Below are 26,267 nucleotides of genomic sequence, written 5' to 3' on the forward strand. Positions count from 1 at the left end.
ATTGCTTGCTCCCTCTTTGAAAGCAAGATTAAAAACAAGTTATCCACGGATAGACAGAAAACCATATCTATTCTCACTTCTGATAAAATGAATATCAAATAATATGAAAACGTATAATATCATTCTATTTATTGTACTGCAAGGTTTTATTTCTGTGATATTCTCGCAGGAGATAAGGGACGGGTTTAAGATTTTGAGAGAAAATCAGGAGGTTGTCTTCGAAGATCTGAATTGGGATGATTATGGAGATTACCCCCTGAATAAAAAAGGGGAGAGACTTTTCAATCCATCCTCAAGATTTTCCAGCATAGAAAAACTCAAAAGGATAGAAAACGCGTTATTTAGTGAACAGGAGCGGAACAATATGCGCACCAATTACAGACCCCGAGCGATGATTACGGTCAGGGCCAGTGATGGAAAGATTGTAACGAACAGATTTTATTTTCAAAATTTACAAGATCCATCCGTTATCGATACAAAAAAATTGAAGAAGTTGAATGAAAGGGTAAAGGAGGAACTGATGATAGAGAATTTGCTATTCAATGGAGAAAAAGCGGCATCAGGATATATAGTTGGACATATATGGTTCTTCAAGCATTGAAATTTTCTTTACGGAGACTTCCGGATATTCTTCGGCAAAAGATGGTGCGGTCTATTTTTACTCTCTTTATTGAGTGAACTGATCGATGTGTCTAACTGTTTTAATAATTAGTGATATGAAAATATGTAATTTGTTATTTATCATGCTGATAGAGTCCTTTGCGTTTTTAGTCTGTGCTCAAAATACAGAGAATGGATTCAAGTTAGTGAAATTGTCTTCTGATCGTTTTTATTATGAAGATATAAATACAGAGAAGTACGAAGCTCCTTTAAAAGATAGACAGGGGAGAGAATTGTCAGTGCATGCAGTTCAATACAAAAATCAACGGGAAGAGTTGATATCCATAGAGAAATCGATTTTCACTCCCGAAGAAAGGAAGCAAATACAAAAATATAATTCTAAGCCTATAATTGCAAACGTTCTTATAGAAGCAGTTTCCGGGAATGTTGTTTGTGTCTCTTTCTCATTCGGCCCTGTGGATGATTCTTTTAAGTTTGATACTGAGAAGTTGGCGAAATATCGGGAAGAAATCAAGAGAAATATAAAATTCGATAAAATATCTTTTAGAAGAGGAGATGTAGTTTCCGGATCTTTTTATCAGATGTTGCGCGTATTTATGGATTGAGTTGATAATTAAAGCTTTTTAAGCAAATACAAGTCTTCTTCTATCCCGGGGCATCTCTTAATGCGGTAAAGATGCCCCGGGTAATTAACTCCCGGTTTGAATTGGGAATTTGAAGCAATAGTGTTTATTTGATATTTTCAACGTGGATCTCGAGGGTGATTGTGATAATATGAAAACGTATAATATCATTGTATTGATTGTACTGCAGGGTTTTGTTTCTGTCGTACTTTCCCAGGAGGTAAGAGACGGGTTTAAGATTTTTAGAGAAAAACAGGATATTGTCTTTGAAGATCTGAGTTGGAATAATTATAGGGGTTATCCCCTGAATAAAAAAGGGAGGACCTTTTCAATCCATCCTCAAGATTTTCCAGTATAGAAAAACTTAAAAGGATAGAAAACGCGTTATTTAGTGAACAAGAGCGGAACAATATGCGCACCAATTACAAACCCATTGCATTAATTGCGGTCAGGGCCAGTGATGGAAAGATAATGGCAACCCGGTTCTATTTTGAAAATTTACCGGATCCATCCGTTATCGACACAAAAAAATTGAAGAAGTTGAATGAAAGGGTAAAGGAGGAACTGATGATAGAGGATTTGCGATTCAATGGAGAAAAAGCAGCATCAGGATATATAGCCGGACATATACGGTTCTTCAAGTCTTGAAGGTATACTTTTGTACTTATTTTCCACTGCTTGTGGTGATAATTTAGCGGAAGAAGAACTACATATATATATTGAAAATTTACGCAGATAGAGATGATATGTAAAAAAAATTCAGTATTTTTAGAATTTTGAAATGCATAGTGAATTTTTAATCAATCAATAAATAAAAGGTTTAGTATTATGAGGTTAAGACTCTTTACTGTTTTTTCCATGGTAGCCGGTGGCTCTGATCAAAAACTGGAAGAAAGAGGATGTTGCTAACACGGATGAGTACACGTTGAAAGATATCTCCTTCGAGGAAACGATAAAAAATACTTTTAAGAGATAGACAAATTTATAAATACCTGAAAATATGAAAAATAAATCAATAAAGCTATTCGCCTATATCATCCTGACAGGATGTATATACGCCTGCCAGAGCGAATTATACGTTAATCCTGGAAAATCGCACTATTCTAAGGAGGTTATGCTGGCAAAAGAATGGTATGAGTTGAAGCGGCCCGATGAAAGTTCATTCATTGAGATTGGATTAAACAAATCTCCACTGGAAGTTAAACCTGACTGGGAAAAGGCTACAGTTTCATCCAATGCCAAAGAGAGGGTCGTGGAGACCTATCTCTACATGAAGGGTGGTTTGATTTTTGGACTACCTGAGACCAAACAGAAGTTTGATGAAACGGGAGATAAACGTTACATGAATACCTCTTCGTATACACGTCTGGTAATAAAAACCAGACTGGATAATGGAGAAACGGATGGCTTCTTTATGAGTGTCGTATCATCGGTTGAGTATCTGGAGCTGACTGATTTCAAACCTTTTGGCAAAGTAGGCTATATCGATCGCGATAAGCGTTTCTCCGGACAGATTAAATTCCATAATCTGGACGGGGAATTTGTAAATGGATGGGTATATAAAAATGGGAAGATCGTCAGTAGCTTAAGACCGGTACAAGACTAGGAAATTTATGCCATCTGACCTTATGATTGCTTCTGCTTTCCAAAAGAATATGGATACAAAGACTATGCTTATGAAAAAAATGATACCAATACTGTGCTTTCTTAAATTAAGATATGAAGCTCCTGAAATTTTATATCCTGCAGTGATGAACAAGAATAGCTATTTTTATGGAATAGGGACAGTGCAAACCTCTGATCCGCATTAAGAAGACAATTATGACAAAATTTATGATGTGCTGTTTGCTTTATGCCTTTTTTATCGTATCTATATTTTCACAACAGGACGGACAAAGTGTATTTGTAAAAAGGATAGAGAATAATTTCTATTTCCATGGACCTATTGATCCTATAGCCAACCTGGAGAGCAAAGGAGAGATCGAAAAACTATTTTTCGGAGATTTTAATGCTCCTGTTGAGTTTTCTTATTTACCTGCTGGTGAAAACGCTGCCTTTAGACCGCCTTCCGGTTTTCGTATCGTAAGAGATTCATTACGTAAATCCTATATTCTTGAGGTCAAATACGTTTCGAATTACGCGGAAGCGAGTGAGATGGCAAGCATGAAATACCCCTCCATCGCTTCAGGAAGCGAGTGGGCCGGGATGCCGGAAGATCGCCGCAAACAAATTATTAATCATAACCGGGCTGCCTTCGCCAAGCAACAAGAAGAGAGGCTTGCCCTCCTAAAAATTGAGTCGTCATCAATCCCCATCAGCAATCAATTTGCCGAGAAACTATATCAAAAAATGGTTTCGTTCATCGACACTTATAAAGCGAAAGGCGTGGGTACACTGTTGGTTGATGATAATGAGGTAGTATTTCGCAATGTGGTAGGGCACGAGGTGTGGTCATTGTCTATTATACACCCTCGAGATGTTGCCCTTAAAATGACTGATCTATGTAATCAAATCGTAACGGATGCGAGAGCCAATAAATTGGTTGAAAAAAAATATATATCCGCATTACATTGACATGTTCCTTATTTCCATTTGGGAATCCGTTCCCTGCTTCCCGGATAGGACGGTATATCAATCATCGATTTTGTGGGGGAAAGAACGCCAACAATGCCGATACCGTTGTGTACGTTGCTTAAGGTGGGTTCCGGTTCGGAGAACATGACGAAGCCCTGCGGTTCGGAGTTGAGGTCGTGATTCTTCATCCTGAAGTAGGAGTACAATTCGGGGGATATGACCGCGAGCTCGGCTTCTACGGGAGGATTGAGGATTTTGGTGACGGTACTCAGAAGGGGATCGTACACACCTTCTCCCGGATCACTTCCTACGTTGGTGGTCGTCTGCATATCATAGTAGTCGCTAATCGAGAAATCGAGCCTGTAGCGGTTATTACTGAATCGTTTATCGGAGAAAAAGAGCCGGTCGAGATGTTTGACTCCCCGGGTGGAGGCTCCATCGTTTATAATATCTTCCAGGATGCTGTTGTGGTAACTTTCCTGAAATATCGGATCATCATTCGAATATAGATAGAGATAGCTCTCCTTCTCGGGGCGGAACATGGTCTTGAGCCGGAGGGAGAAATAGTGGCCCTTCGCGGGAGAGTCGTAAGTGACCTCCATCCTGATCCGCAGGTTACGGTAAAATTCTTCAGTCTTTAAATTTGAAATATACCGGGAATCATAGGGATAATAAAAATCCTTGTTGACAGGATTGATGATTTTCTTTAGTGAGACGAATGTGGCAGTGTCGATCCGGTGGATTACCGGTGGCGACGGGATGGTGATTTCCGACCATGCGGTATCAAATCCATCTGCCGATGCTTCTATCCTGATCCTGTCGCCTATCTTCGGGCGTACCGTGGAACGGAAGATGCTGATCCTTGCCGTGTAATCGATATCAAATCTGTCGCGATGGGTGATGGTATCCATACGTGCCATCTGCATCTTTTCCCGCTTCTGTCCATTGATGAAGAGGGTTAACGAGGTGTTCCCCAACAGGTTGTTGTCGGACGCGTAGTTGTTGAATAAAAAGCTTCTGGTGATACCGATTTCGATCAGTGAATCGGGAGAAATGATCCCGTTCATCACGATCTTGGGGGTGTGATCGGCCAGGTCGAGTTGGATCTCTTTCACACATGACTGTAAGGAGACCCATATCCCAACCAGCAGCATCGCCATATATCTATTGCTTGAATTCTTCATGTCTTCAAAACTTGTAAGTGTATGAGAAGGAGGGGATAATTGGGAGGAAACAATAGCTCTGGTAGGTTGGGTAACGGGTGTTCGGAAAAGTGCCTGTACCTTCCGGTACCCGTGTTTTTCCTTCCATAAGCGATATAAGGAATGAGTTGTGGTGTGCGTAGGCGTTATAGACGCTAAAGTTCCAGATGCCTTGCCTCCCGTTTTTCTTATGCCGATAATAGTTGAAGCTCAGGTCGAGCCGCTGGTAGTTGGGCATCTTGTAATTATTCCGTTGATGGACATATTCTCTTTTAATGCCTTCCATATCGATATAATCTTCCACCGGCAGCGTTGTCCAGTTGCCGGTAGCATATATCCACGAGATATTCATGTCGAATTTTTTATTGAACTGGTGTGTGAGTACGGCGTTGATCTTATGCCGGTTATCATATTTCGCCGGATATACCTTCCCTTGGTTGATTTCTCCGTTTTGGAACTGGCGGTTTGCCCATGAGAGCGTGTAGCCTATCCATCCCGATGTGTTGCCAACGCTTTTCCTGGCCATCAGTTCTATCCCGTATGCCGTGCCGATCCCCTGGGCAATGCGATTTTCCCAGTTGGTGTTGCTGAAGAGTACACTACTGCCGTCCTTGTATTCGACCTGGTTGGTCGACCGTTTATAGTAAACCTCTGCCGAAAGGTCGAAGCCATGATGCCGTCCATAGATGCCAGCCGAGAACTGGTGGGCAGACAGTGGTTTCACGTTTCGGGTGATGGGAACCCACAAGTCGTTGGGGGTGTTTATGTAACTGCTTTGCAGCAGGTGTACATACTGGCTCATCCTGACGTAGGATGCCTTCAACGAGAAATTTTTCGAGAGCAGATAGCGGGCTGACAGCCTGGGTTGCAAGCTCAGGTAACTTTTTCCCTGCACGAAGAACCCCGAGAAGTGGATGCCGACATTTGCCTTCACCCGCCGGCCGAGGTCCATCTCGTCTTCGGCATAGAGGGATAGTTCCATTACCCTGATCCGTTCATCGGCATAGGTGATGGTGTCGCTCTTTTTACTCTCCTTTTCCTTGTCCAATTGAAAGATGCGGCTTTCTTCCGGCAGGAAGTTATGTTGCAACAGCGCGGTGCCGAAGCGGACCAGGTGGCTATTGTCGCGGGTATAATCAAAATCGAGCCGGTACCCTATATCTGTGATACCCGATCTGTAGATCGAATTAAAAAGCTGGGAGTCCTCCTCGTTTTTCTCCTTGGGATCATCATAACCCTTGGAGGTGAAAGTCTCTTTGTTTTCCTGGGAATAGGAGATATCTGACCTGTATCGGCTATAGACCAGGGTGGTATTCGAGAAGAGCTTGCTGTTGACAGCATACGCCCAGTTCAGTGAAGCCATCCTGTTTCCCCAGCCTATATCTGTATTCGATATCCTCTCCGATTTACTTTTATAATCATACTGGATCCTGCCTTCCGGGTTATCCGGATCGTAACTGTGCGTGGGATACTCGTTACGGAATCGTGTAACGCTGTTTTCATCGAAAAAGAGTTTGTCCTTCCCATCGAACAGGCTCAGGTAGATACGGCTTCTGTCGGAGAACTTGTGGTTGATCTTCGCGTTGAAGTCATAGAAATAGTAACCGATATCGGTTTTGAAGTACTTGTCCGGATTTCTTTTCTCTGACCTCCGGTTGTTATACTGCAACACAGGACGTGCGATAAGGTCGGGGTAGGTGCGCCGTAACGAGACTGAAAAGGAAGTCTTGTCCTTGATGATAGGTCCCTGCAGGTTCAGGCGCGATGAGAGGATGCCGATGGAGGCTGCCCCCGAGAATTTCTTCATATCCCCGTCGTTCATCCGCATTTCTACAACCGACGACAAACGTCCTCCATACCGGGCGGGAAAACTACCCTTGTAGAAATTCATGATTTTCACCGCTTCGGGATTAAAGGTGGAAAAGAGTCCCAGCAAGTGATGTACATGGTAGAGAGGATTTCCGTCGACAAGGTATAGGTTCTCATCGGCATTCCCGCCACGGACATAGAGTCCGGCCAGGCCGTCGGTTCCTACCGCTACGCCGGGCATCTGCTGCAATGCCTTGATCACATCGCTTTCTCCCAACAAAGCCGGGATACTTTTTAATGTCGCAGAATGAAGGCTTATTTTCCCGGTCTCGGTGTGGTGCAGGATATCCTCCTGATTTCCTTCCACCACTACCTCTTTCAGTAGTGACGATTGTGGCAAAAAGAAATGGATCACCGTATCACGTGTTACGGTAAGTAGATAGTTTTCGTTGGCATATCCCACGTAACTGGGACGGAGTTCGATCTCTCCGGGCGGGATGGAAAGGCTGTAAAATCCGAAGTTATTGGTGACGGCGCCCCGTCCCGAGATTCTGTCGTAGAGGTTGGCGGCGATCAGCGACTCGTGTGATTCCCGGTCGTATATAAATCCGCTGACGGTAACCTCCTTTGGCTTCTTTTTCAGGATGATATACTTCTCCTGTATGATAGCCTGGATATCGCTTTTATCGAAAAGAAGCAGGAGTATTTTCTCGAGCGGCTCGTCCACAATCTTCAGGGTGACTGGAGGTAAGTTTGTCAACAGCGAAGGAGTATATGAGAAGGTATATCCTGATTGTTTTTCAATCTGTTGAAGAATCTCGATAACCGGCCGTTTCTCTGCATCGACTGTAATTCTCTCCTGGGCGAAGAGGGATGTCTTCAGTCCGATAATCAATAAGAAGAAGATAATACAGCGTAGCATACGATTTATAGAGTGCCCGGAAACCGTTCTATCTTTTTGTTTTTCTTGCAGGGTGGATTGACGGTCTTTACACTATCCGCAATATTAACCTGGGCAGAATCTGTCTTAACCGTGTCTGCAGAGAGTGTTGTTACATCGTTTTTAGTAACTATCGGGTGTTGATTTACAGTTGTCGATCTCTTCCTGTTTTTGATCACCGTTGAGTGGGACCCATCCGGATTGACAATAATTGAAGTGTTGCCGCTATTAATAACTGTGGAGTGTGATCCGTCAGGATTCACGATAGTCGATGTATTGCCATTATTAATCATCGTTGAATGGGTTCCATTTGAATTCACAATAGTAGAAGTACTGCCATTATTAATGACAGTCGAGTGTGTTCCGTCGGAATTCACTACTGTTGATGTGTTTCCACTGCTAATTACTATTGAGTGTGTCCCGTCCGGGTTGACTATTACCGTTTGTGCATGAGCAGCACAAATAAAGCCTAAAGATAAAGTCAAAATTGTAAATAGTCTTTCCATATCTTTCCTATTTGCTATTTCTTTTTCGATGTCTTCTCTTTCATTGTGCTAATGTACGAATTGTTTTGTTTTATTGAAACCGGTTTTGAACTATATTTTTAATATCTTCTTTTCTTTGGGCAATTCTTTGCCGTAATTGTCAAAATCGATCGGTCAATTTTCAACGATAATTAGTCCAACTTCTCTTATCATTTTGCATTATTCCATATTTATCAAATGTCCATACCGAAATTCGGCTTCCTTGCCATTGAAATGAATCAAAAGAAATAGCCTGCCGAAACGGTGGCTGTCCACATACGGGTGACAGGCTGGATAGAGGTGCCCGGTAGATAGCTTAATGCCGACATATTGTTGAGTACCGGGGCGAAACCTACTCCCACGGTCAACCGGTCCATGACCTCTACGCCTGCTTCGGCGGCAAACCCTACGGCCCAACAATGTTGCATAAAAAGATTATCTCCTACATCCTCGAGTATGCGTACCTCAGGCTCATACAAACTCCACCTCAATTTCAGGGATAAAGGACCGGAGAACTTTTGGTGTTGACTTGCCGAGGTCGAGAAAGAGACAAAACCTCCTCCCATCACATATATCTTCCAGTCGGAGGATAATGCCAATTTCGTCTTCAGGTAAACCGGCAACCGAAAGGTATGCATATTGATAAATCCTTCAAAGGAGATTTCATCGGAGTAGGTAAACCACTGCCTGTGTTTTTCCGGGTTGATGGTGGCTCCATTGTTCAGATAGTGCAACTCGACTTGTAACCCGAGACGGGGCATAAACATATATTCGGCCATCAGTCCGGCTTGGACACCTATCCGAGGATTGTAATTATCAAGATCAACATCGCCCCAATACATATTGATATTGGAGAGATTTCCCCCTCCCTTCAATCCCGTACGGAGTTGAGCAGACAAGGGCGCTGCCAGGAGAAGCAGCGCCATAAAAACAATGATTTTTATTTTCATGATGTAGATGTCTGTATTTCAAAATCCCCATATCGGCCTCTTGTCACCATGTGCGGAAACTGATAAAAACAGTAGCCATCAGGTTGGAAACACTTATTGGTTTGTCCAATTTTACAGTTTGTCCTCCTGATTTAATGGAATTAATGGACCCCATAGTGTAAGAGAGTTTTAAGCCGAGACCCGTTTTGTCATTTAACTTGTACTCCCCTGCCAGCCCGGCGTTATATCCGAAAGTAGTCGCATTCATGCTACCGTCTATTCCATCCATATTTATATTGTCCATGTAAAATATGGGGCCGATGGCAAAAGAAGATACCAGTAGGAACTTTGGGGATTCATTGCGACCCACAAATGAGGGACCAACAAATAACATGTTCTGCGACTCTTTGTATTTATTTACCCTCCTCGTTCCATCTATGAATTGGAGATCAAGATCCTCCCCGGAGGCAGGTGATGAACAGTAGTTTACATTAAGCCCCAGACCCCAACCCTCTTTGAAAAAATACTGCGCATCGGCATCAACGGTAAATCCGTGTTTCAACTGCTTGCTCACATCATCGACTTTGGCATCACCTGTCTTTTGTACCTTTCCCAGGCGGAAAGCATAACCTCCTCCCACCGAAATCCGGAAATCCTTATAACTCTGCGGAGATACATTCACTTCTGAAGAATTTCTTTGCTGTGCAGTAGCAGAAGAGACCGCCAATCCGCCAATCATGGCGACGGCAAGTGTAATTAAGTAGATTCGTTTCATATGATTTAGATATTGTGAAATAATTATTTTACAAATATAGATGTTCCCCGTGAATTATTTTTACTTTCAGTTCTGAGATTTAGTTTTTTACCATTCCTCCAGAGGGTGGCTTTCATATATCCATATTTGAGCGAGGATCCGGCTATCGGTTCAACCACTTCTGTATAGCCCGATGTATATACATCTTCATTGGATACGAAAACTGAAAAGAATACTCTTGCGTCCTTATCATCCGCGATTTCCTGTACGACTCCATTTTTCCATAACCTGGCTTCATCTCCCTCAAATCCTGCAATGTAGACATCCTCTCCGGAAACGAAAACAGAAAATGCATGTGCATCTTTCGTGCCATTGGTAAGACTCTCTGCCTTCCCGTTTTTCCAGAATTTCGCGGCGGAAGAACCGGTACCAGCTACATAGACATCGCTCCCCGATACAAAAACCGAGTTGGAGTAGTCCCCTCCGGGAAGGTTTTCCTCTACGCCATTTTTCCAAAGTTTGGCCTGCTTGTCATAACCGCCTGCTACATAAATATCGCCATCCGAGACGAAAATCGACTTCACGCCGTCAAGAGAATTCCCTTCGGCAAAAACTTCTGCCTTTCCGTTTTTCCAATACTTATAAGCCCATTTGCGTGCGGATGGGTCAGGGTGGAGCGATTCAACGCCAAGTACATAGACATCATTGCCGGATACAAAAATGCCTGCTGCCTGTTCATAATAAGTGCCGGCTTCAAGTTCCTGTACTTCGCCGTTTTTCCAGAGGCGTGCCCGGCCGGTTCTCTCGCCTTCTCGTTCACCTGCGATGATGTCATATCCTGCTACATAGACATCATTGCCGGATACGAAAACGGAACGTGCTTCCGAGGTGATTACTTCTTCTGATGCGCGGACTACCTTACCGGTACTGCCGGCAAGATTTACCATCTTCCCGTTTTTCCAGAGCCTGGCGATCGGTTTTTCATCCGGATTATTTTCAAATCCTGCTACAAACACATTCTGATCTGTTGGCCATTCTTCTTTTCCGTATATTTCATCAGGAAGAGACTCCTTTTCACATCCCGAAAAGCATAATGTTGCTAAAAGGCAAATACTCAAAAAACGCATTTTATGAAACATAAACCTAATATTTTAATAGTTAATACTCGATATCTCTAAGACGCACAAAAATTAAAATCACTCATCCGAAAATGAAGAAAATTGAATTACTCAATGGAATTATCTTTTGAGAGTTATAGCAGGCTTATAGACAGAGCATTCTTCTCAGAATGTTCGCGGAACCATGTTTTTCCCTCCCGGAAACGGAGGAATCCCGATTTGTATTTTTACATTGGATACCGCACCTACAACCCCGATACCGTTATGTACATTACTGAAGGTGATCTCCGGTTCCGAAATAATCAAGAGTGGATTCTCATCCTGATTGGTCACATCATTGAATTTACGGTAATAGGGATATAACTCAGGCGAGATAAGGGTGAATCGCACCTCGAGAGGAGGATTCAATGTTTCTGTATGTACAGGTATATAGGTAGAGGGAGGAACCCCCCATCCCCATTCATTTTCATTCTCATTCTCTATTTTTTCGTACTCGGTGTGGATAAAGTAATAATTGGTGAGCGAGAAGTCGAGTGTATATTCGTTATTGCGGAACAGTTTGTTCGAAAAGAGCAAAGAAGTGAAGTTTTTTGTTCCTTCAAAATCAATACCTTCCAGTATGAGATCTTCCAGTATTTTGTTTTCATAGCTCTCATCAAACACCGGATCATCATCGGTATATATATAGAAATAATTCTCCAATGGGTAGTATTCTAAACCGAGGTTTTCCGTCATCTGCCTGACTCGGAGCTGGTAATATTGGCTTGACTCAGGACTTGCTGTGATTGCCATTTTTATGCGCAGGTTCCTGTACTGCCCCTCCACCTTGATATTCTCAGGATAGATACTGGAATAATCAATATTGGAATATTCCCCATAGCCGTCATGCACTATCTTCTTGGAAGTGAAAAATGTAGAGGTGTCGACCCGATTAATCTGGGGTGGTACCGGTATGGAGGTCTCTGCCCAGGCGTCATTGAATCCTTCTGCCGATGCTTCAATCCGGACACGATCACCCACTTTGGGTCGTACCGAGGAGCGGTATAGGGTCTTGTATCCGGTGAAATTACCACGCCAGTCCGTATCGCTAATCGTATCGATCCTGATCATCTGCATCTTGTCGCGTTCTTCACCATTGATAAACACTGTCAACGAGGCATCCTTGAGCAGGCTTTTGTCATCACGCCTGTCGGTATATAAAAAACTCCGGCCGACTCTTATCTCAATCAGCGAGTCGGGTGATATAATCCCGTTCATCACTATTTTCGGGATATAACCATTATTGTCGAGGATAATCTCCCTTTGGCAGGCTAATAAAATAGCCAGTAAGGCGATTGGTACAATGGATAAATATATCTGTTTTGCTTTCATCATTTTATTAAAACTTATAGGTGTAAGAAAATGAAGGGATAACAGGGAAGATGGAGTAGCTCTGAAAAGCGGGGTAACTGCTCATCGGGTAGCCATCCGGGCTGTCAGGATTGGGAAGGTATCCTTCGGCCGGTAATATGATAAATGAATTGTGATGGGCATAAGCGTTGTAGACGCTGAAATTCCAGATGCCCATCCTGCCGTTCTTCTTATGCCGGTAATAATTGAAACTCAAGTCGAGCCGCTGGTAATTCGGCATCTTGTAGTTGTTCCGTTGATAGACATATTGTTGCCGCTGATCTTTCATATCGATAAAATCTTCCTCCGGAAGGGTTGTCCAGTTGCCGGTAGCATAGATCCATGAAATATTCAGGTCGAATTTCCGGTTGAATGTATGCATGAGGACCGCGTTGAATTTATGGCGGTTGTCATATTTGGCCGGATATACTTTTCCCTGATTGATTTCGCCATTGGGGAAGCGGCGGTTTGCCCACGAGAGGGTGTATCCAGCCCAACCCGATGTCTTCCCGAAACTCTTTTTTGCCATCAACTCCACTCCATATGCATTCCCGATTCCCTGGGCGATACGACCTTCCCAGTTGGTGTTGCCTGCGAGGATATTTGCTCCATCCTTGTATTCAACCTGATTGGATGATCTTTTATAGTAGGTTTCCGCCGAGAGATCGAACTCATGGTACCGGCCGAAGATACCGGCTGTGAACTGGTGGGACGACAACGGTTTTACATTTTTGGTAATCGGTACCCATAAGTCGTTGGGTGAACTCAGGTAACTGCTTTGTAACAGGTGTACATATTGGCTCATCCTTCCGTAAGAGGCTTTCAACGAGAGGTCGGAAGATAGAAGATAACGCGCCGACAGGCGGGGTTGCACACTCAGGTAAGATTTCCCCTGCACAAAGAAGCCCGACAGGTGAAGGCCGGCATTCATCCTCAATCGTTTACCGAGATTTATTTCATCTTCTGCATACAGCGATGCTTCTTTTACCGTGACTCGTTCGTCTGCGTAGGTGATGGTATCGTTTTTGATTTTCTTCCCTTCTTCGTTTATCTTGAGGATCCGGCTTTCTTCGGGACGGAAATTGTGGTGCAGTAATGCTGTTCCGAAGCGGATAAGGTGATTATTGTCATATGCATAATCAAAGTCGAGCCGGTAACCGAGATCTTCTATCCCCGATTTATAGAAGGGTTTGACAAAATGATAACTGCGTACCAATTCATCCGTTCCCGTATCTGGATTTTTCCATGTGTAGAATTCTTCGTTGTCGGAGTAAAGTGAGATGTCCGACCTGTAACGGTTATAGACCAGTGTGGCATTTGAAAACAGTTTACTGTTGACGGCATACGCCCAACTCAGTGATGCCATACGTGTTCCCCAGCCGATATCGATACCTGCTGTTTCAGTACTGCGATCGTATGCGTATGGGTATTCCTCGGAGGTAACGGTTGTCCCATATCCTCCCTGTTCTCCATATCCTCCCCAGTTCTGTTTGGAATAATCATAATATGATTGATTATTAAAAAACAACTTGTCTTTTCCGTCGTAGACACTCAGGTAAATACGGCTCTTGTCGGAAAACTTATGATTGATCTTTGTGTTGAAATCATAAAAATAATAGGCGAAATCGACTTTACTGTAGTTATACGGATCCTCTTTTTGGACTCTCCTGTTGATGAAATACATCGCAGGACGGGCGAGCAAATCGAGATAGGTACGTCGGAGCGAAACCGAAAAAGATGTCTTATCCTTGATGATGGGGCCTTGCAGGTTTATACGGGATGAAATCAAACCTATAGATGCTGTGCCGGAGAACCTCTTCATATCGCCGTCGTTCATCCGCACATCGACTACCGAGGAAAGTCGGCCTCCATAGCGGGCGGGAAAGCTGCCCTTGTAGAAGTCCATCGTCTTTACCGCTTCGGGGTTGAAGGTGGAGAAGAGGCCGAGCAGGTGGTGAACATGGTAGAGCGGATTACCATCTACAAGGTAGAGGTTTTCGTCTGCATTCCCACCCCGTACATAAAGTCCTGCCAGACCATCGGTTCCCACAGCCACACCCGGCATTAGCTGCAGTGTCTTGATCATATCGTTTTCTCCCAGGATGGTCGGGATGGCTGTCAAGGTAGCGGCGTTAAGAGTTATCTTGCCTGTCTCTGTATGTAGTACCGGATTTTTCAGGTTTCCGTCCACCACTACTTCCTGCAGTAGTGAGGACGGTTTCAGAAAAAAATGAATTACCGTGTCTTGCGTTGCTGTGAAGGAGTGGGTATTAGAGGCATATCCCACGTAACTGGGACGAAGTACTACCTCACCGGGAGGCACGGGAAGGCTATAGAATCCGAAATTGTTGCTGACAGCACCCCGTTCCGAAACCAGATCGTATACATTGGCGGAGATGAGCGATTCCCGTGATTCCAGATCGTATATGAATCCGCTGATGGTGACATCTTTCGGGCGTTTCTTCAGGATGATGTATTTGGATTCTATTACATATTGTATGTCGGTCTTACCGAACAGAATCTGTAGCGCCTTCTCCAGAGATTCTTCCTTAATCCGTATGGTTACACGGGGGAACTCTTTAAACAGCGAAGGACTGTATGAAAAGGTATAATCCGACTGTTTCTCAATTTCCCGAAGAATTTCGGTTATCGGCTTTTTCTCGAAATTGAGAGAAAATTTTTTCTGACTGACCGCTACCGTAGGAAGGGTAATAGTCAGTAATAGAAGTAGAATGCAACGGTTCATTATGGTTGTATAATAGTAATATGCGTGTCGAGCGTGAGATTGATGATGTTGACGATTTCAATAATACTTTCTTGTGTGAAAGAGGAACTGAATGTTAATTCCGACTCCTCCGCCGGAAGTTCAATTTCTACATGATAGAAATTTGACAGTACCATTACAATCTCATTCAATGCCATGTTGTCAAAAGTGAGTGATCTTGTCTTTCCGTTGATTTCCATTTGTCGGTCGGGCGAAGTCACTTTTACCATTTGCGTCTCTGCGACATAATGGACGGTCATGCCGGCTGTACAGAGTAATGGGATTACCGGATCGTCGGGGGTAAACTTCACCTTTCCTGATGTCACACTCAGACGGGTTTCATCATCGTCGGCAGTGACGGTAAACTCGGTGCCGAGCACCTCTATTTGTGCGACGGGAGTGGAAACGATAAACGGTTTGGTTTCATCACGGGCGACAGCGAAGGTGATCTCGCCGTGCATCGAGACGCGCCGGTCGATTTTGTCGAAATCTTTGCCATATTGTAGTGTAGCCCCTTGCTGCATCACTATCCCGGTCTGGTCGGGTAGGGTGAAGGTTGTATTGGAATTTTCAGCGATCAACTGCTCCGGCTGGTTCACTATTTTCAACACGCCTACGCCAATTACGAACAGTAATACCACTGCTGCCACTGCCCATGTCAACGGTAGCCGGAATCCCTTTCTTCCCAAATCCGGAAGTGAGACCATCAACTTTTCCCATCCTTTCGAGGTGTCGAACACCCCTTTTTGGTAATGTCGTGCGACAAAGCGGACAGATTCGTCGATATTATTCCTGTTCGTCTCCATTATGAAATTTTCTCTATTCCGGATTGTTTATAGGTTTATACCGGCTTTTAGTATGATACCCGAATGGATCTCCTTATCGAAATAGGGTTGAATAAAGGCTTTTACGCCAATAAAAAAACGCTCGCTGATCATATAGCGATCTTCGACGATGAAATTAAGGCCGAACGAATTGTTGGAGGCATATGCCGTTCCCCTGTTCAATTTGTAAAAACTCAATCCGCTTCCTATGCGGAAATCATTTTTGCGGTCGTTGCGAAAGGGTGAACCGAATGCATTCAGGTTTGCCTGGAAAAAAGTAGCCAATTCTGTATCCAAACTACCGTTGTGATTCAAGACGATGGATGGAGACACTGTGAAATAGTCGGTCCATTTCACGTTCAACTCATATTCACTGATGGTCAACAGACCGCCCCCTGATTTGAATTTTGACATTCCCAAACCGGCCCGAATGTCCAAATCCTTGTCGCCGCTTTGAGCATTGATGGCCGAGAACGAAAATATGGCCAGCAGAAGGGTTATCATTATTCTATGCATACTTTTTATATTCAGTTTATAAAGGTCTTCGTCTTAGTCGCACACAATCCGGATTTACATGCGAAACTTGTGTCCTTGTGTATATAAGATGCATAATAAACGGGAATCCCTCATTCGGAAGTAAAAATTTTTTAGGCGAAGAAGAAAAGATATGCCTGGAAGTCTTTGGCCCGAAGCGATTGCATAGCACGGAAGACGTGATTCTCGACGGTCTTGACGGTCAATCCGGTCTGTTCGGCAATTTCCTTATAACTCATACCGTCACGTTTTGCCAAAAGAAATATTTCGCGCCGCCGTTCCGGCAACTCGTCGATCATTTTCCAGATACGGGCTTCCATTTCTGCCCGCATCTCCTGCTCCTCTTCCGGAAGAAGGGTATCGGTAGGGAGCACCTCCAGGGATGTGGTGGGCTTTGCATCACGGATACGTGTCAGGCAATTGTTTCGAACGGCTGTGTAGAGGTACGACTTCAACGACTTGATTGTCTCTATCTGCTCCCTTTTATCCCAAAGGCTCACGAATGTTTCCTGCACCACATCCTCAGCCTCCTCTGTGTTACCCATAAAATGCAGGGCATGCAGGCAAAGTTGACGGTAATAAGCATGGAAAGAGTCGGAGAACTTTTTTTCTAAATTCCTCATTTGCAACCAACAGTAAATCGAATTGCAAAAGTACAAAAAATTAGGAGAAGATTAAAACCGTCGCGTTTACAGCCATTTTACGGGATAAAACTCACCTGCCAAGAGGATATTTGTTTAAACGATTATTTGATTGTAATTGTTCTTCTTTCCTTGCTGCTTTGGAAAGCCAGTTCAATGATCTTCATTACGTTGAGAGCCTCTTCCGGTTTGATAGCAAGAGGTGCTACGCCACTGATGGTATCACGCAGATTGATGAAATAATCGCGGTAGTCGCCATGCTCGCTTTCTAATTTCCCCTGTATTTTCACGCCTTTATACTCGGCATTGATGGTACCCCAAATGGATTCGGGCTCACGGCCCCAGTTTTTTCCCTCGGGTTTGGCGCCTGCATCGAGCGTGGCTTCCTGTATATCCAGACCATATTTCACAAACGAACCATTGGTGCCATGGAGCATATAGGTAGCTCCGGGAATACGGCAGATCATACCCGATTTGAGTGTGGCGGTAAAGGTGGGGTAGTGAAGGCGCACATCGAAATGGTCGTCGGCTTTCGCCCAGGGGCGTTGGCTGTTGATTTCGGCTGTCACCGCTTCCGGCATGCCGAAGAACCAGAGTGCCTGGTCGATAAGATGGGAACCCAGATCATAAAAAATACCCGACCCGGGAAGGGGTTGCTCCCTCCATGCCCCGTTGGGACGGGGATCGGTACGATAGCGGTCGAAATGAGTCTCGTAATCGACAATCTCTCCAAGGAGGCCACTGTCGAGTAGTCTTTTTACTGTCCTGGTATCACTGGTGAACCGGCGGTTGTGATAGACGGTGAGGATCTTCTTCTGCCGCTTCGCGATCTCAATCAGTTCTGCCGCTTCTTCCGCATTCACTGTAAATGGTTTTTCCACTACTACATGCTTTCCTGCCAGCAATGCTTCCCGCGCTGAACGGAAATGGTCTGTATTGCCCGAGGTGACAATCACCAGATCGATTTCGGGGTCGTCGATAATTCCTTTGGCATCGGGAACCACTGCGGTAATCGGATAGCGTTCCTCGATTAATGCTTTTCTCTCCGGATTGGATGTGCTGATTTTCGTCAATTCAAATCCTTCTACCATATCAATAAAAGGAGCATGAAATACACGGCCGGAGAGTCCGTAGCCGATGATGCCTGTGCGAATGTTAGTTACCATAGGTTGTTTTTTTAATATTCAAGAGCCAAGATTCAAGACTCAACTGTTTAGGGTAAAGAGTTTTTTAATAGAAAATTGACCAGTTTCTCCATTGCGAGTGCGCGGTGGCTGATGCTGTTTTTTATATCGTTGCCCAATTCAGCAAAAGTCTGGTCATAGCCTTCAGGCATAAAGATGGGATCGTAGCCGAAGCCGGTGGTACCTCGCTTCTCCTTGATGATTTTTCCGTTGATCGCGCCATCGAAAAGAAGCTCTTCACCGTTGATCAATAACGCAATTACGGTACGAAATTGTGCCGCGCGGTTTTCGACACCCTGTAGTGCGTTGAGTAATTTGTCCATGTTGTCGGCAAATGTGCATCCTTCTCCCGCGTATCGTGCCGAGTAAACGCCAGGAGCACCATCCAGTGCCTCCACCTCTAAGCCTGTATCATCTGCAAAGCAGTCGTAACCATATTTCTCCTTGACGAATCTTGCTTTGATCAGCGCGTTCTCCTCAAGGGTGGTCCCTGTCTCTTCGATCTCTTCAATGCAGTTGAGGTCGGTGAGGCTGAGGATATGTAACTTCCCTTCAGTAATTTTCCGTATTTCGTCGAGTTTATGTTGATTATTAGTGGCAAAAACCATTTTTTTCATTTTTGTTTCCTTATCTTTTGAGCTCTTTCTTTTTCACGTTGTTTCAGTACATCTTCGCGTTGGCGCTGTCTCTCTTTCAGTTCCCGTTCCCTCTGGCGGATTTTTTCTTTCCGTTGTTTTTCCCTCTCTTTAAGGATCTGTTGCCTGCTTTTACCCGGCATCATTTCCTGTTGCTGTTGCAATACGTTGGCAGCATTCATCTCAAGCTTCCTTTTCAATGCTTCGGGAGTTTCCCTTTCCATCTGATGGGCTGGTTCTTTCCAACCAGGTTTCTTCCGGATTGTATCCTGTTCCGTCTGATCTGCAGTCAACGGTTGAGTATCTATCTCCCTCTGTTCAGGAATGAGAAACGGAGGTTCCTTCAAAGATACAATCTTTTCTGATTCCTGCCTGTTTTTTTCTCCAATTTCTGCTATCTCATCTTTTATTATTGGTGCCGGGAATGCCGATCCTCCCATATTCTCCGCATAGAAAATATTATATTCATCGATACTTTTTCCCGACCGGATAAACTCCATGTTCTTCTCGGAGATGATGATGGGGATTACCTCTGGAATAGTAGAAAGGAATAGAGTATCGGAGTGCATCATCTCCGCATATTGCGATGCTTCCCCGAACGACCTGAAAGGCTCGATTTGGAGCATCTCTTTCCCTCCCAGATAACTGTATGAAACATTGAACTTGCGGAGTTTGAAATGTGAAAAGTTGAAATCGGTTATGGAGAAAAGGAGTTGATTTTTATTGACCGAATGGGGTGCAAAGGTGAGCAGAAGAAAATGTACTCCGCTTTTGTCGGCACTGAATCGGGACTCTTCTTCATTTTTTCCTTTGGAGGAGCTGACCGGGGATGATTGCCATAATCCGTTGCGGGACCGCCATTGCCTATGTAGAGTAGCGTTTTCGGCCATCGTCCTTCCCGGTGAAAAGCGAGAGGTGCTGTTATTTATATCTTTGATATTGCCGGATATCGAGTCGGTTGTGACTGTCATCCTGGTTGTCTGATGTGTCGTATCCTTATCCCGCTGGGAGGGTTGCAAGAGTTGTGCCAGTGAGTCATTGGCTATAGCCGATTGCCATAGAGTAGCATCATGAGTGAGTTGGGTGGGAGTGCGAATCCCCTTTACCTCTTCGAAGGCCAGGTACGCCTTGCTTTTATCGCCGGTTATCGCGTAGATTTGTCCGAGCAGGAATTGTAATCTTTTTTTTCTTAGATGATCGGGTTCCTGTGTTATTGTCTTCTGTAGAAAAGGAATCGCTTCCACAAACTCCTTATTTCGGATAAGAAAGTGGGTGTAATGCTCTGTAAGCAGTCTATCTAAATAAGTAGTCAACTTCTTATTTCTTAAGCTATAGGCTGTTTTCTCGGCATCATATCTCCTTCCCATCTCGGTGTATGTCCGTAACATCCATATCTCAGTTTCGGTCACCAGCTCTGGGTCATGACTGAATTGTCGCAGCATTCCGGAGAAAACCGAAAGCGCTTCGTTGTAATCGCCATTCTGCAAATAGGCTTTTCCCCGTAACAACCAAACATTCTTGATGAACGGGTTGAATTCCTCTTGTGCGAGCCATTGGCGGTATTCCTGTGAATGGGTTTTAGAGGTATTGCGACGTGGTTTTGCCCTGATAGAGTGTTCCTTGATGGCTTTCCCTGTTTTTTCAATCACCGGATCGAAACGGCCACCGGGAGATGATTTTTCAGCATCGGGAAGTGGGGGATAGAAAGAGAGTAATTCACCATTATTATCCTGTGGGTTTTCGACTTGCCCTTTCAGTATCTCTTGATATATCTCTTCGGCATTGAAGTGAATGTTATATCGTGTGGTTAACTCATGATAGGCTCGTGTGCCGGTTGTATTTCTGCCAGTGGAGCATCCGGCAAAAAACGTAGTGCAGGCCAATATCCAGAGAATACAGCCTCTCCTTTCTTTCCATCGCACAAACCACTGCCTGGAAAAAGAAAAATAAGTCCCAAGAAAATCTCTTATCAACACCAATAATCTTCTTTTCCCGATTTTTTCTACCTTTACTTAACTCGAAAAAAACGATTTTATTGTCTTTTTGATGTGGATAAGGTCTCTTTTCTTACCAATACAACACAAGTTTGACAATGTCAGGGCAGATTATTTAGAGGGCCAGCGCTTTACTTTCCGATAACAACTTTAATGCCTTTGGCAATAAAGAACATCATGATAAGTACAAAGATGATAAATGCGCCGGAAGGTACATTCAGGTAATAGGAGAGCAATAGCCCTGTTACACAGCCAACAAAACTTATCAGGACTGAGAGGCAGATCATTCTTGAGTAGTTCACTGTGAAGAGGTTGGCTGTCATCTGTGGTACAGTGATTAATGAGAGCAGGAGGACGATCCCCACTAACCGGATGTTTAGTACGATGGTGACGGCAATAAAAAACATCATCGCATATTCGATGAATTGGGTGGGCAGACGTCGGGTTCGTGCGAATTCAGTATCGAACGATACGGATACGATGGCATGGTAAAAAAGGGTGAAGAAAAGTATCAGTACCAATGATAAAACCAACAGTGCACCGATATCTCCCCGGGTGATAGTGAGAATGTTGCCAAAAAGATACTCCGAGAGGTTGGGCGCATACCCCGGTGTGAGGAAGGTGAGCACGATCCCGATGGCCATTCCCAACGACCAGAAGACAGCGATCGCAGAATCCTCACGTACGCCTTGTTTCTGTGATAACCATTGGATCCCGAATGCCGAGAATATGGAGAAGACCATCGCGGAGATAATAGGAGAGAGGCTGAAGTAAAAGCCGATCCCCAGTCCTCCCAAGGAGGCGTGGGTGATACCACCACTGATGAATACCAATCGTTTTGTGACAACATAGGTACCTATGATACCACAGGCAATACTGGCAAAAAGACTGCCCAGCAGTGCATTGCGAAAGAAAGCGTAATCCAGAAGTTCGATGATATTCATTTGTTCAATAATATCATACGTGCATTTTCTGCTTTTTCAATTCATTGATGAACATCAGTACCTCATCTTTCAATTGGTTGGGCAGAGAGATATTCCTCATTTGGAGACTCCTTATCCAGCGAGGCTTTTCTTCATCGAGTACCGAATAAAAAACTTCCCGGAACTCGTCTACCTCGTGGGTCCCGTAAGTGCCGGAATCGCGATGAGCGTACTGATCGAGTTCCTCATCATCGAAGTATTCGGGTTTCTCTGCAAAAGCAGCGATCAGGCTGTCCCGTTCACATATTTCATGCGCACCACAACAGCCTCCATTTCCCAGATCTAATGGAGAAGGGGTGGCCTCACGCTCTTTGATGTTTCCTTTCCTGCGTTGATGGTAGTTGGAAATAGTGAGTGCCACAATGAAAAAGAGTATAATACCTATAAAAAGAAGTAAACTTTGCATAATAATTACCTTTCCTCGATTGTAAATCCCGCCTGTTTCAGGTCGTTCCAGAATTCAGGATAGGATTTGGATACCACTTTGGGATCATTAATAATCAGAGATCCGGTTACAATGGCACCCGGCGCCAGCGACATCGCCATCCGGTGATCGTCGTAGGTGTCGATAGCCGGTTCTTCTTGCGGCAAACAACGTTCTCCGTCCCATTCCAGCATCCCGATCTCATTTTCCTTGAGCAGGTAACCTAACTTTTTCAACTCGTTGATCAACGCGGCCACCCTGTCTGTCTCTTTTATCTTCAGGCTTTGAATGCCTGAAAAAAGAAACGGTTTACCCATAAAACAACAAGTAGCGGCAAAAGTTTGCGCCAAGTCAGGCTCATTGACAAAATCGTGGAAAAATTTCTTGGTTCTTTTTTTTGTATTTCTGATGATAATACCGTCAGGGAGGAATTCTGTAGCTACACCCAAATCGCTGAACAGGTTAGTTGCGTTGGAATCACCCTGAAGGCTGTTTCTTCCCAACCCTTTTAATGTTATTTCAGCACCGGGGATGAGAGAGGCCATTTCATACCAATAAGAAGCAGCAGTCCAGTCCGGCTCCACTATAAACTCTACTGCATTATACCTTTGGGGTTTCACCGTGATGTCATTACCCTCCCATTTCACCTGTACCCCGCATTTCTCCATCATGCTAACCGTGAGATGGATGTAGGGTTTGGACACTATTTCATTTTCAATATGCATGATGATCCCGTTTTCCATCACAGGGGCGATCATCAGCAGGGCGGAGATGAATTGTGAACTGATATTTCCTGATAGATATACCTCTCCTCCTCTCAATCTTCTGCCTTTTATCTTCAATGGAGGATATCCCTCTTTTTCCAGGTAATCGATCTCTGCTCCTAAGCCAATAAGAGTTTCCACCAGTGGATAAATGGGTCTCTCATGCATTCTTTTGGAGCCTTTTATGATCCATTCTCCTTCCATTCCTGCCAAAAAGGCTGTCAGGAAACGCATCGCAGTGCCGGCTGCCTTTATATCGAACTGATTGGATTTGGAATTAAATGCGTCGATAAGTACTTGTGTGTCCTCACAATCCGAAAGATTTTTAATTGAATGGGGGCTTAAACTCAGGGCATTCAAAATGAGAGCTCTATTGCTCATACTCTTGGACGCAGGAAGTTGTACAGTCGTGCGCAGCGTATCAGGTGGAAATATTTTATATTGTAAAGGCATTGTAGTATGAAATAGTGTTACAAAAATAATATTTTAAACCGAAGGTTGAGAGGTTTACTTTGGCTTTTACGTTTTTATTGGTTCTGATAATATCTCTTTAGATTCTCCATTCTACACCCTCTTTGGTATCCTTTATCTCCACTCCGATTGCTTTCAGTTCATCCCGTATCTTGTCGGATGTACTCCAGTCTTTGTTCTCCCTTGCCGATTTGCGGATATCGATGATCAAATTCATCAACCCTTCGATCACATCGCTTCCGCCCATGCTCTTTGACTCGTCACGCAATCCCAGCACCTCGAAAATAAAGGTATACATCAGCTTTTTCAGAGCTTCCAGATCGGGAGCAGTCAGGACTTCTTTCTTATCGTTGACAGAATTGATGATGCGTACTCCCTCAAACAGGTTCGCGATCAGTACGGGACTGTTGAAATCATCGTTCATAGCAGCATAGCATTTTTCTTCCAGTGCTGCAATATCCGCCGTGGAAGATTCCGAAGGAGATAATTTCTCCAGTATCGATAAACTTTCCATCAGCCTTTTGTATCCTTTTTCAGCAGCCTGGAGCGCCTCGTTGGAGAAATCGAGCGTACTCCTGTAGTGTGACTGAGCCATAAAGAAGCGCACTGTCATGGGTGAATAGCCTCTTTCAAGCAGCGGATGATCGCCTGTGAACAACTCTTTAGGCAGGAAGCCATTACCGGCCGTTTTGGACATTCGGACGCCGTTCACCGTCAGCATATTGGTATGCATCCAGTACTTGCAGGGGGCCGTATGATTGCAGGCTTCCGATTGTGCTATCTCATTGGTATGATGGGTTGCCTGGAGATCCATGCCACCACCGTGTATATCAAAAGTAGCACCCAGATACTTTGTACTCATGGCTGAGCATTCAATATGCCAGCCCGGGAAACCCCATCCCCATGGAGAGGGCCACTGCATCAGCGTTTCCGGTTTCGCTTTGATCCAAAGGGCAAAATCAAGCCTTCCCCGCTTCTCGTCCTGCCCCTCCAATTCGCGTGTGCCTTCCAGCAAATCTTCCAGTTTACGGTTGGTAAGTTGACCGTAGTCATGCTCCTTACTGTATTTTTCCACATCAAAATAGACAGAACCATCCACCTCATAGGCAAAGCCTCCGGCTAAAATCTTTTTTATCATTTCTATCTGCTCCAGGATATGTCCGGTAGCTGTCGGTTCAATGCTGGGGGGCAATGTATTGAAAAGCCCCAGTACTTCATGAAATCCGAGGGTATATTTCTGCACGATCTCCATCGGTTCCAATTGCTCCAGTTTCGCCCTTTTGGCAAATTTATCATCTCCCTCGTCTCGATCACCTTCCAAATGGCCGGCATCGGTAATGTTACGTACATAGCGCACCTTATAGCCGAGGTGGAGAAGATATCTGTATATCATGTCGAAAGAGATAAAGGTACGACAATTACCCAGATGAATATCACTATAGACTGTAGGTCCGCACACATACATCCCTACAAAAGGAGGGTGTAATGGCTGAAAGGGTTCTTTCGTCCTGCTAAGTGTGTTGTAAATGGTCAACCTTTTTTCTTTTATTTCGCTCATAATGACTAATGATTTTTTTCAGATAGACAAAAATACAAATTAAAACTAATGTGCCAATATGATGAATGTTGAATTGTTCAATCTCAAATTTAATATCTCAATTTTTTTGTCTTGGCTCTTGATTCTTGAATCTAAAAAAAGTAACGTTTTTATGATGGTCCTTTGTATTTTTTTAATATTTTTGTCGCTTCTTCTAATTAACTATCCCAAGTATAATTGGAATGGTCTGATGTTAATAAACTTAATAACTAAAAACAAAAAGTCTTTTATGGTACGAAACATTGTTCTATCCGTCGCGATTTTATGTGCGGCAGGGACTATTCAAGCGCAGAACCTACAACTGCACTTCGACTCCCGTAATTCATTGTATGGCGATAAAGTAGCTCCTATCAATTACCTGACCGCCACCTTCGAGATGTTCAAACCCGACCAGTGGGGGAGTACTTTTATGTTCGTGGATTGCGATTTTAATTTTGATAAGCTTAATCCCGGCCTTGCTTATGCTGAAATAGCCCGTGAATTCAAGATCGGTGATTTCCCTTTATTGCCTCATATTGAATACAACGGAGGATTGGGATTGGTGAGAGGAACAGGAAGTGGTTTCTCCATCCCAAGTTCCTATCTGGGTGGAGTTGGTTATCCTTTCCAATTGGGTAATTTCTTTATGAGTACCTATGTGGCTTATAAGTTGAATGCTTTTAAGGAGTTGAGCCATGATGCACAGTGGACCCTTACCTGGAACTCCACTCTTGCCAACGGTAAGATTTCACTGGGCGGTTTCCTGGATATCTGGAGTGAAAACAAGAATCGTTTAGGAACGGGAGATGTAGAGGGTAAAAAAATGGTGCTGTTGAGCGAACCCCAATGCTGGTATAATATTACGTCTCAGTTTGCCATTGGTACTGAAGTTGAATTAAGCTATAATTTTGTTAACGGGAACGGTCCGGATAAATTTTACGCCATCCCTACCATAGCCACCAAATGGAATTTTTAATCTAAACCAATTAA

Annotated in this window: 25 protein-coding genes; 7 read left to right on the plus strand and 18 right to left on the minus strand. The window is 44.0% G+C overall.

Annotated features, from left to right (window positions below):
* The first annotated feature begins 103 nt into the window (after window positions 1-103).
* The 6 genes from VB073_RS01910 (at window position 104) to VB073_RS01935 (ending at window position 3,818) form a co-directional block, all read left to right on the plus strand.
* A complete protein-coding gene (locus VB073_RS01910; RefSeq protein ID WP_323402453.1) occupies window positions 104-601 on the plus strand; it encodes a hypothetical protein in 498 nt (165 codons plus the stop codon).
* A gap of 115 nt (window positions 602-716) precedes the next feature.
* Window positions 717-1,226, plus strand: a complete 510-nt coding sequence (locus VB073_RS01915) for a hypothetical protein (protein WP_323402454.1) — start codon at window positions 717-719, stop codon at window positions 1,224-1,226.
* Window positions 1,227-1,395: 169 nt separating this feature from the next.
* Window positions 1,396-1,602: a hypothetical protein gene (locus VB073_RS01920; RefSeq protein WP_323402455.1), complete on the plus strand. Its 207-nt coding sequence runs from the start codon at window positions 1,396-1,398 to the stop codon at window positions 1,600-1,602.
* Window positions 1,603-1,655: 53 nt separating this feature from the next.
* Window positions 1,656-1,892: a hypothetical protein gene (locus VB073_RS01925; protein ID WP_323402456.1), complete on the plus strand. Its 237-nt coding sequence runs from the start codon at window positions 1,656-1,658 to the stop codon at window positions 1,890-1,892.
* Between the two features lie 352 nt (window positions 1,893-2,244).
* Entirely contained in the window at window positions 2,245-2,850 is a 606-nt protein-coding gene (locus VB073_RS01930) for a hypothetical protein (RefSeq protein ID WP_323402457.1), read from the plus strand.
* A gap of 215 nt (window positions 2,851-3,065) precedes the next feature.
* The gene (locus tag VB073_RS01935; protein ID WP_323402458.1) at window positions 3,066-3,818 is read left to right on the plus strand and encodes a hypothetical protein; all 753 of its coding nucleotides are present in this window, start codon (window positions 3,066-3,068) and stop codon (window positions 3,816-3,818) included.
* Window positions 3,819-3,826: 8 nt separating this feature from the next.
* On the opposite strand, the gene VB073_RS01940 is transcribed toward VB073_RS01935, so the two are convergent.
* The 18 genes from VB073_RS01940 to cysS all read right to left on the minus strand — a co-directional run bounded on the left by VB073_RS01940 (window position 3,827) and on the right by cysS (window position 25,259).
* On the minus strand, window positions 3,827-5,002 hold the full coding sequence (locus VB073_RS01940) for a DUF4249 domain-containing protein (RefSeq protein WP_323402459.1): 1,176 nt from the start codon (window positions 5,000-5,002) through the stop codon (window positions 3,827-3,829).
* Between the two features lie 4 nt (window positions 5,003-5,006).
* Window positions 5,007-7,751, minus strand: a complete 2,745-nt coding sequence (locus VB073_RS01945) for a TonB-dependent receptor (protein WP_323402460.1) — start codon at window positions 7,749-7,751, stop codon at window positions 5,007-5,009.
* A gap of 5 nt (window positions 7,752-7,756) precedes the next feature.
* Window positions 7,757-8,275 (minus strand): hypothetical protein, encoded by a 519-nt coding sequence (locus tag VB073_RS01950; protein WP_323402461.1) that lies wholly within the window; start codon window positions 8,273-8,275, stop codon window positions 7,757-7,759.
* Window positions 8,276-8,532: 257 nt separating this feature from the next.
* A complete protein-coding gene (locus VB073_RS01955; RefSeq protein ID WP_323402462.1) occupies window positions 8,533-9,243 on the minus strand; it encodes a porin family protein in 711 nt (236 codons plus the stop codon).
* Window positions 9,244-9,286: 43 nt separating this feature from the next.
* On the minus strand, window positions 9,287-9,997 hold the full coding sequence (locus VB073_RS01960) for an outer membrane beta-barrel protein (RefSeq protein ID WP_323402463.1): 711 nt from the start codon (window positions 9,995-9,997) through the stop codon (window positions 9,287-9,289).
* Window positions 9,998-10,020: 23 nt separating this feature from the next.
* Window positions 10,021-11,115 (minus strand): hypothetical protein, encoded by a 1,095-nt coding sequence (locus VB073_RS01965; RefSeq protein WP_323402464.1) that lies wholly within the window; start codon window positions 11,113-11,115, stop codon window positions 10,021-10,023.
* Between the two features lie 144 nt (window positions 11,116-11,259).
* On the minus strand, window positions 11,260-12,468 hold the full coding sequence (locus tag VB073_RS01970; protein ID WP_323402465.1) for a DUF4249 family protein: 1,209 nt from the start codon (window positions 12,466-12,468) through the stop codon (window positions 11,260-11,262).
* Window positions 12,469-12,472: 4 nt separating this feature from the next.
* Window positions 12,473-15,229, minus strand: coding sequence for a TonB-dependent receptor (locus VB073_RS01975; RefSeq protein ID WP_323402466.1), 2,757 nt, complete (start codon window positions 15,227-15,229; stop codon window positions 12,473-12,475).
* The gene (locus VB073_RS01980; RefSeq protein WP_323402467.1) at window positions 15,229-16,053 is read right to left on the minus strand and encodes a FecR family protein; all 825 of its coding nucleotides are present in this window, start codon (window positions 16,051-16,053) and stop codon (window positions 15,229-15,231) included. The genes VB073_RS01975 and VB073_RS01980 overlap by 1 nt, the downstream gene beginning before the upstream one ends.
* A 27-nt stretch (window positions 16,054-16,080) precedes the next feature.
* Window positions 16,081-16,587 carry a hypothetical protein gene (locus VB073_RS01985; RefSeq protein WP_323402468.1) on the minus strand — a complete coding sequence of 169 codons (507 nt, stop codon included), beginning with the start codon at window positions 16,585-16,587 and terminating at the stop codon, window positions 16,081-16,083.
* Between the two features lie 131 nt (window positions 16,588-16,718).
* Window positions 16,719-17,228 carry an RNA polymerase sigma-70 factor gene (locus tag VB073_RS01990; protein ID WP_323402469.1) on the minus strand — a complete coding sequence of 170 codons (510 nt, stop codon included), beginning with the start codon at window positions 17,226-17,228 and terminating at the stop codon, window positions 16,719-16,721.
* A gap of 122 nt (window positions 17,229-17,350) precedes the next feature.
* The gene (locus VB073_RS01995; RefSeq protein ID WP_323402470.1) at window positions 17,351-18,412 is read right to left on the minus strand and encodes an oxidoreductase; all 1,062 of its coding nucleotides are present in this window, start codon (window positions 18,410-18,412) and stop codon (window positions 17,351-17,353) included.
* A gap of 47 nt (window positions 18,413-18,459) precedes the next feature.
* Entirely contained in the window at window positions 18,460-19,047 is a 588-nt protein-coding gene (locus VB073_RS02000) for a non-canonical purine NTP diphosphatase (RefSeq protein ID WP_323402471.1), read from the minus strand.
* Complete coding sequence (locus tag VB073_RS02005) at window positions 19,044-21,041, minus strand: hypothetical protein (protein WP_323402472.1); 1,998 nt, start codon at window positions 21,039-21,041, stop codon at window positions 19,044-19,046. The genes VB073_RS02000 and VB073_RS02005 overlap by 4 nt, the downstream gene beginning before the upstream one ends.
* Window positions 21,042-21,190: 149 nt before the next feature.
* On the minus strand, window positions 21,191-21,994 hold the full coding sequence (locus VB073_RS02010) for a metal ABC transporter permease (protein ID WP_323402483.1): 804 nt from the start codon (window positions 21,992-21,994) through the stop codon (window positions 21,191-21,193).
* A 22-nt stretch (window positions 21,995-22,016) separates the two neighbouring features.
* Window positions 22,017-22,448 (minus strand): phospholipase, encoded by a 432-nt coding sequence (locus tag VB073_RS02015; protein ID WP_323402473.1) that lies wholly within the window; start codon window positions 22,446-22,448, stop codon window positions 22,017-22,019.
* A gap of 5 nt (window positions 22,449-22,453) precedes the next feature.
* Window positions 22,454-23,683 carry a 3-phosphoshikimate 1-carboxyvinyltransferase gene (locus VB073_RS02020; RefSeq protein WP_323402474.1) on the minus strand — a complete coding sequence of 410 codons (1,230 nt, stop codon included), beginning with the start codon at window positions 23,681-23,683 and terminating at the stop codon, window positions 22,454-22,456.
* 97 nt (window positions 23,684-23,780) lie between these two features.
* On the minus strand, window positions 23,781-25,259 hold the full coding sequence (gene cysS / locus VB073_RS02025) for a cysteine--tRNA ligase (protein ID WP_323402475.1): 1,479 nt from the start codon (window positions 25,257-25,259) through the stop codon (window positions 23,781-23,783).
* A 268-nt stretch (window positions 25,260-25,527) separates the two neighbouring features.
* On the opposite strand from cysS, the gene VB073_RS02030 reads away from it, so the two are divergent.
* Complete coding sequence (locus VB073_RS02030; RefSeq protein ID WP_323402476.1) at window positions 25,528-26,253, plus strand: DUF5020 family protein; 726 nt, start codon at window positions 25,528-25,530, stop codon at window positions 26,251-26,253.
* Window positions 26,254-26,267: the final 14 nt, after the last annotated feature.

This window comes from Proteiniphilum sp., from assembly GCF_034927365.1.
Taxonomy (GTDB): domain Bacteria; phylum Bacteroidota; class Bacteroidia; order Bacteroidales; family Dysgonomonadaceae; genus Proteiniphilum.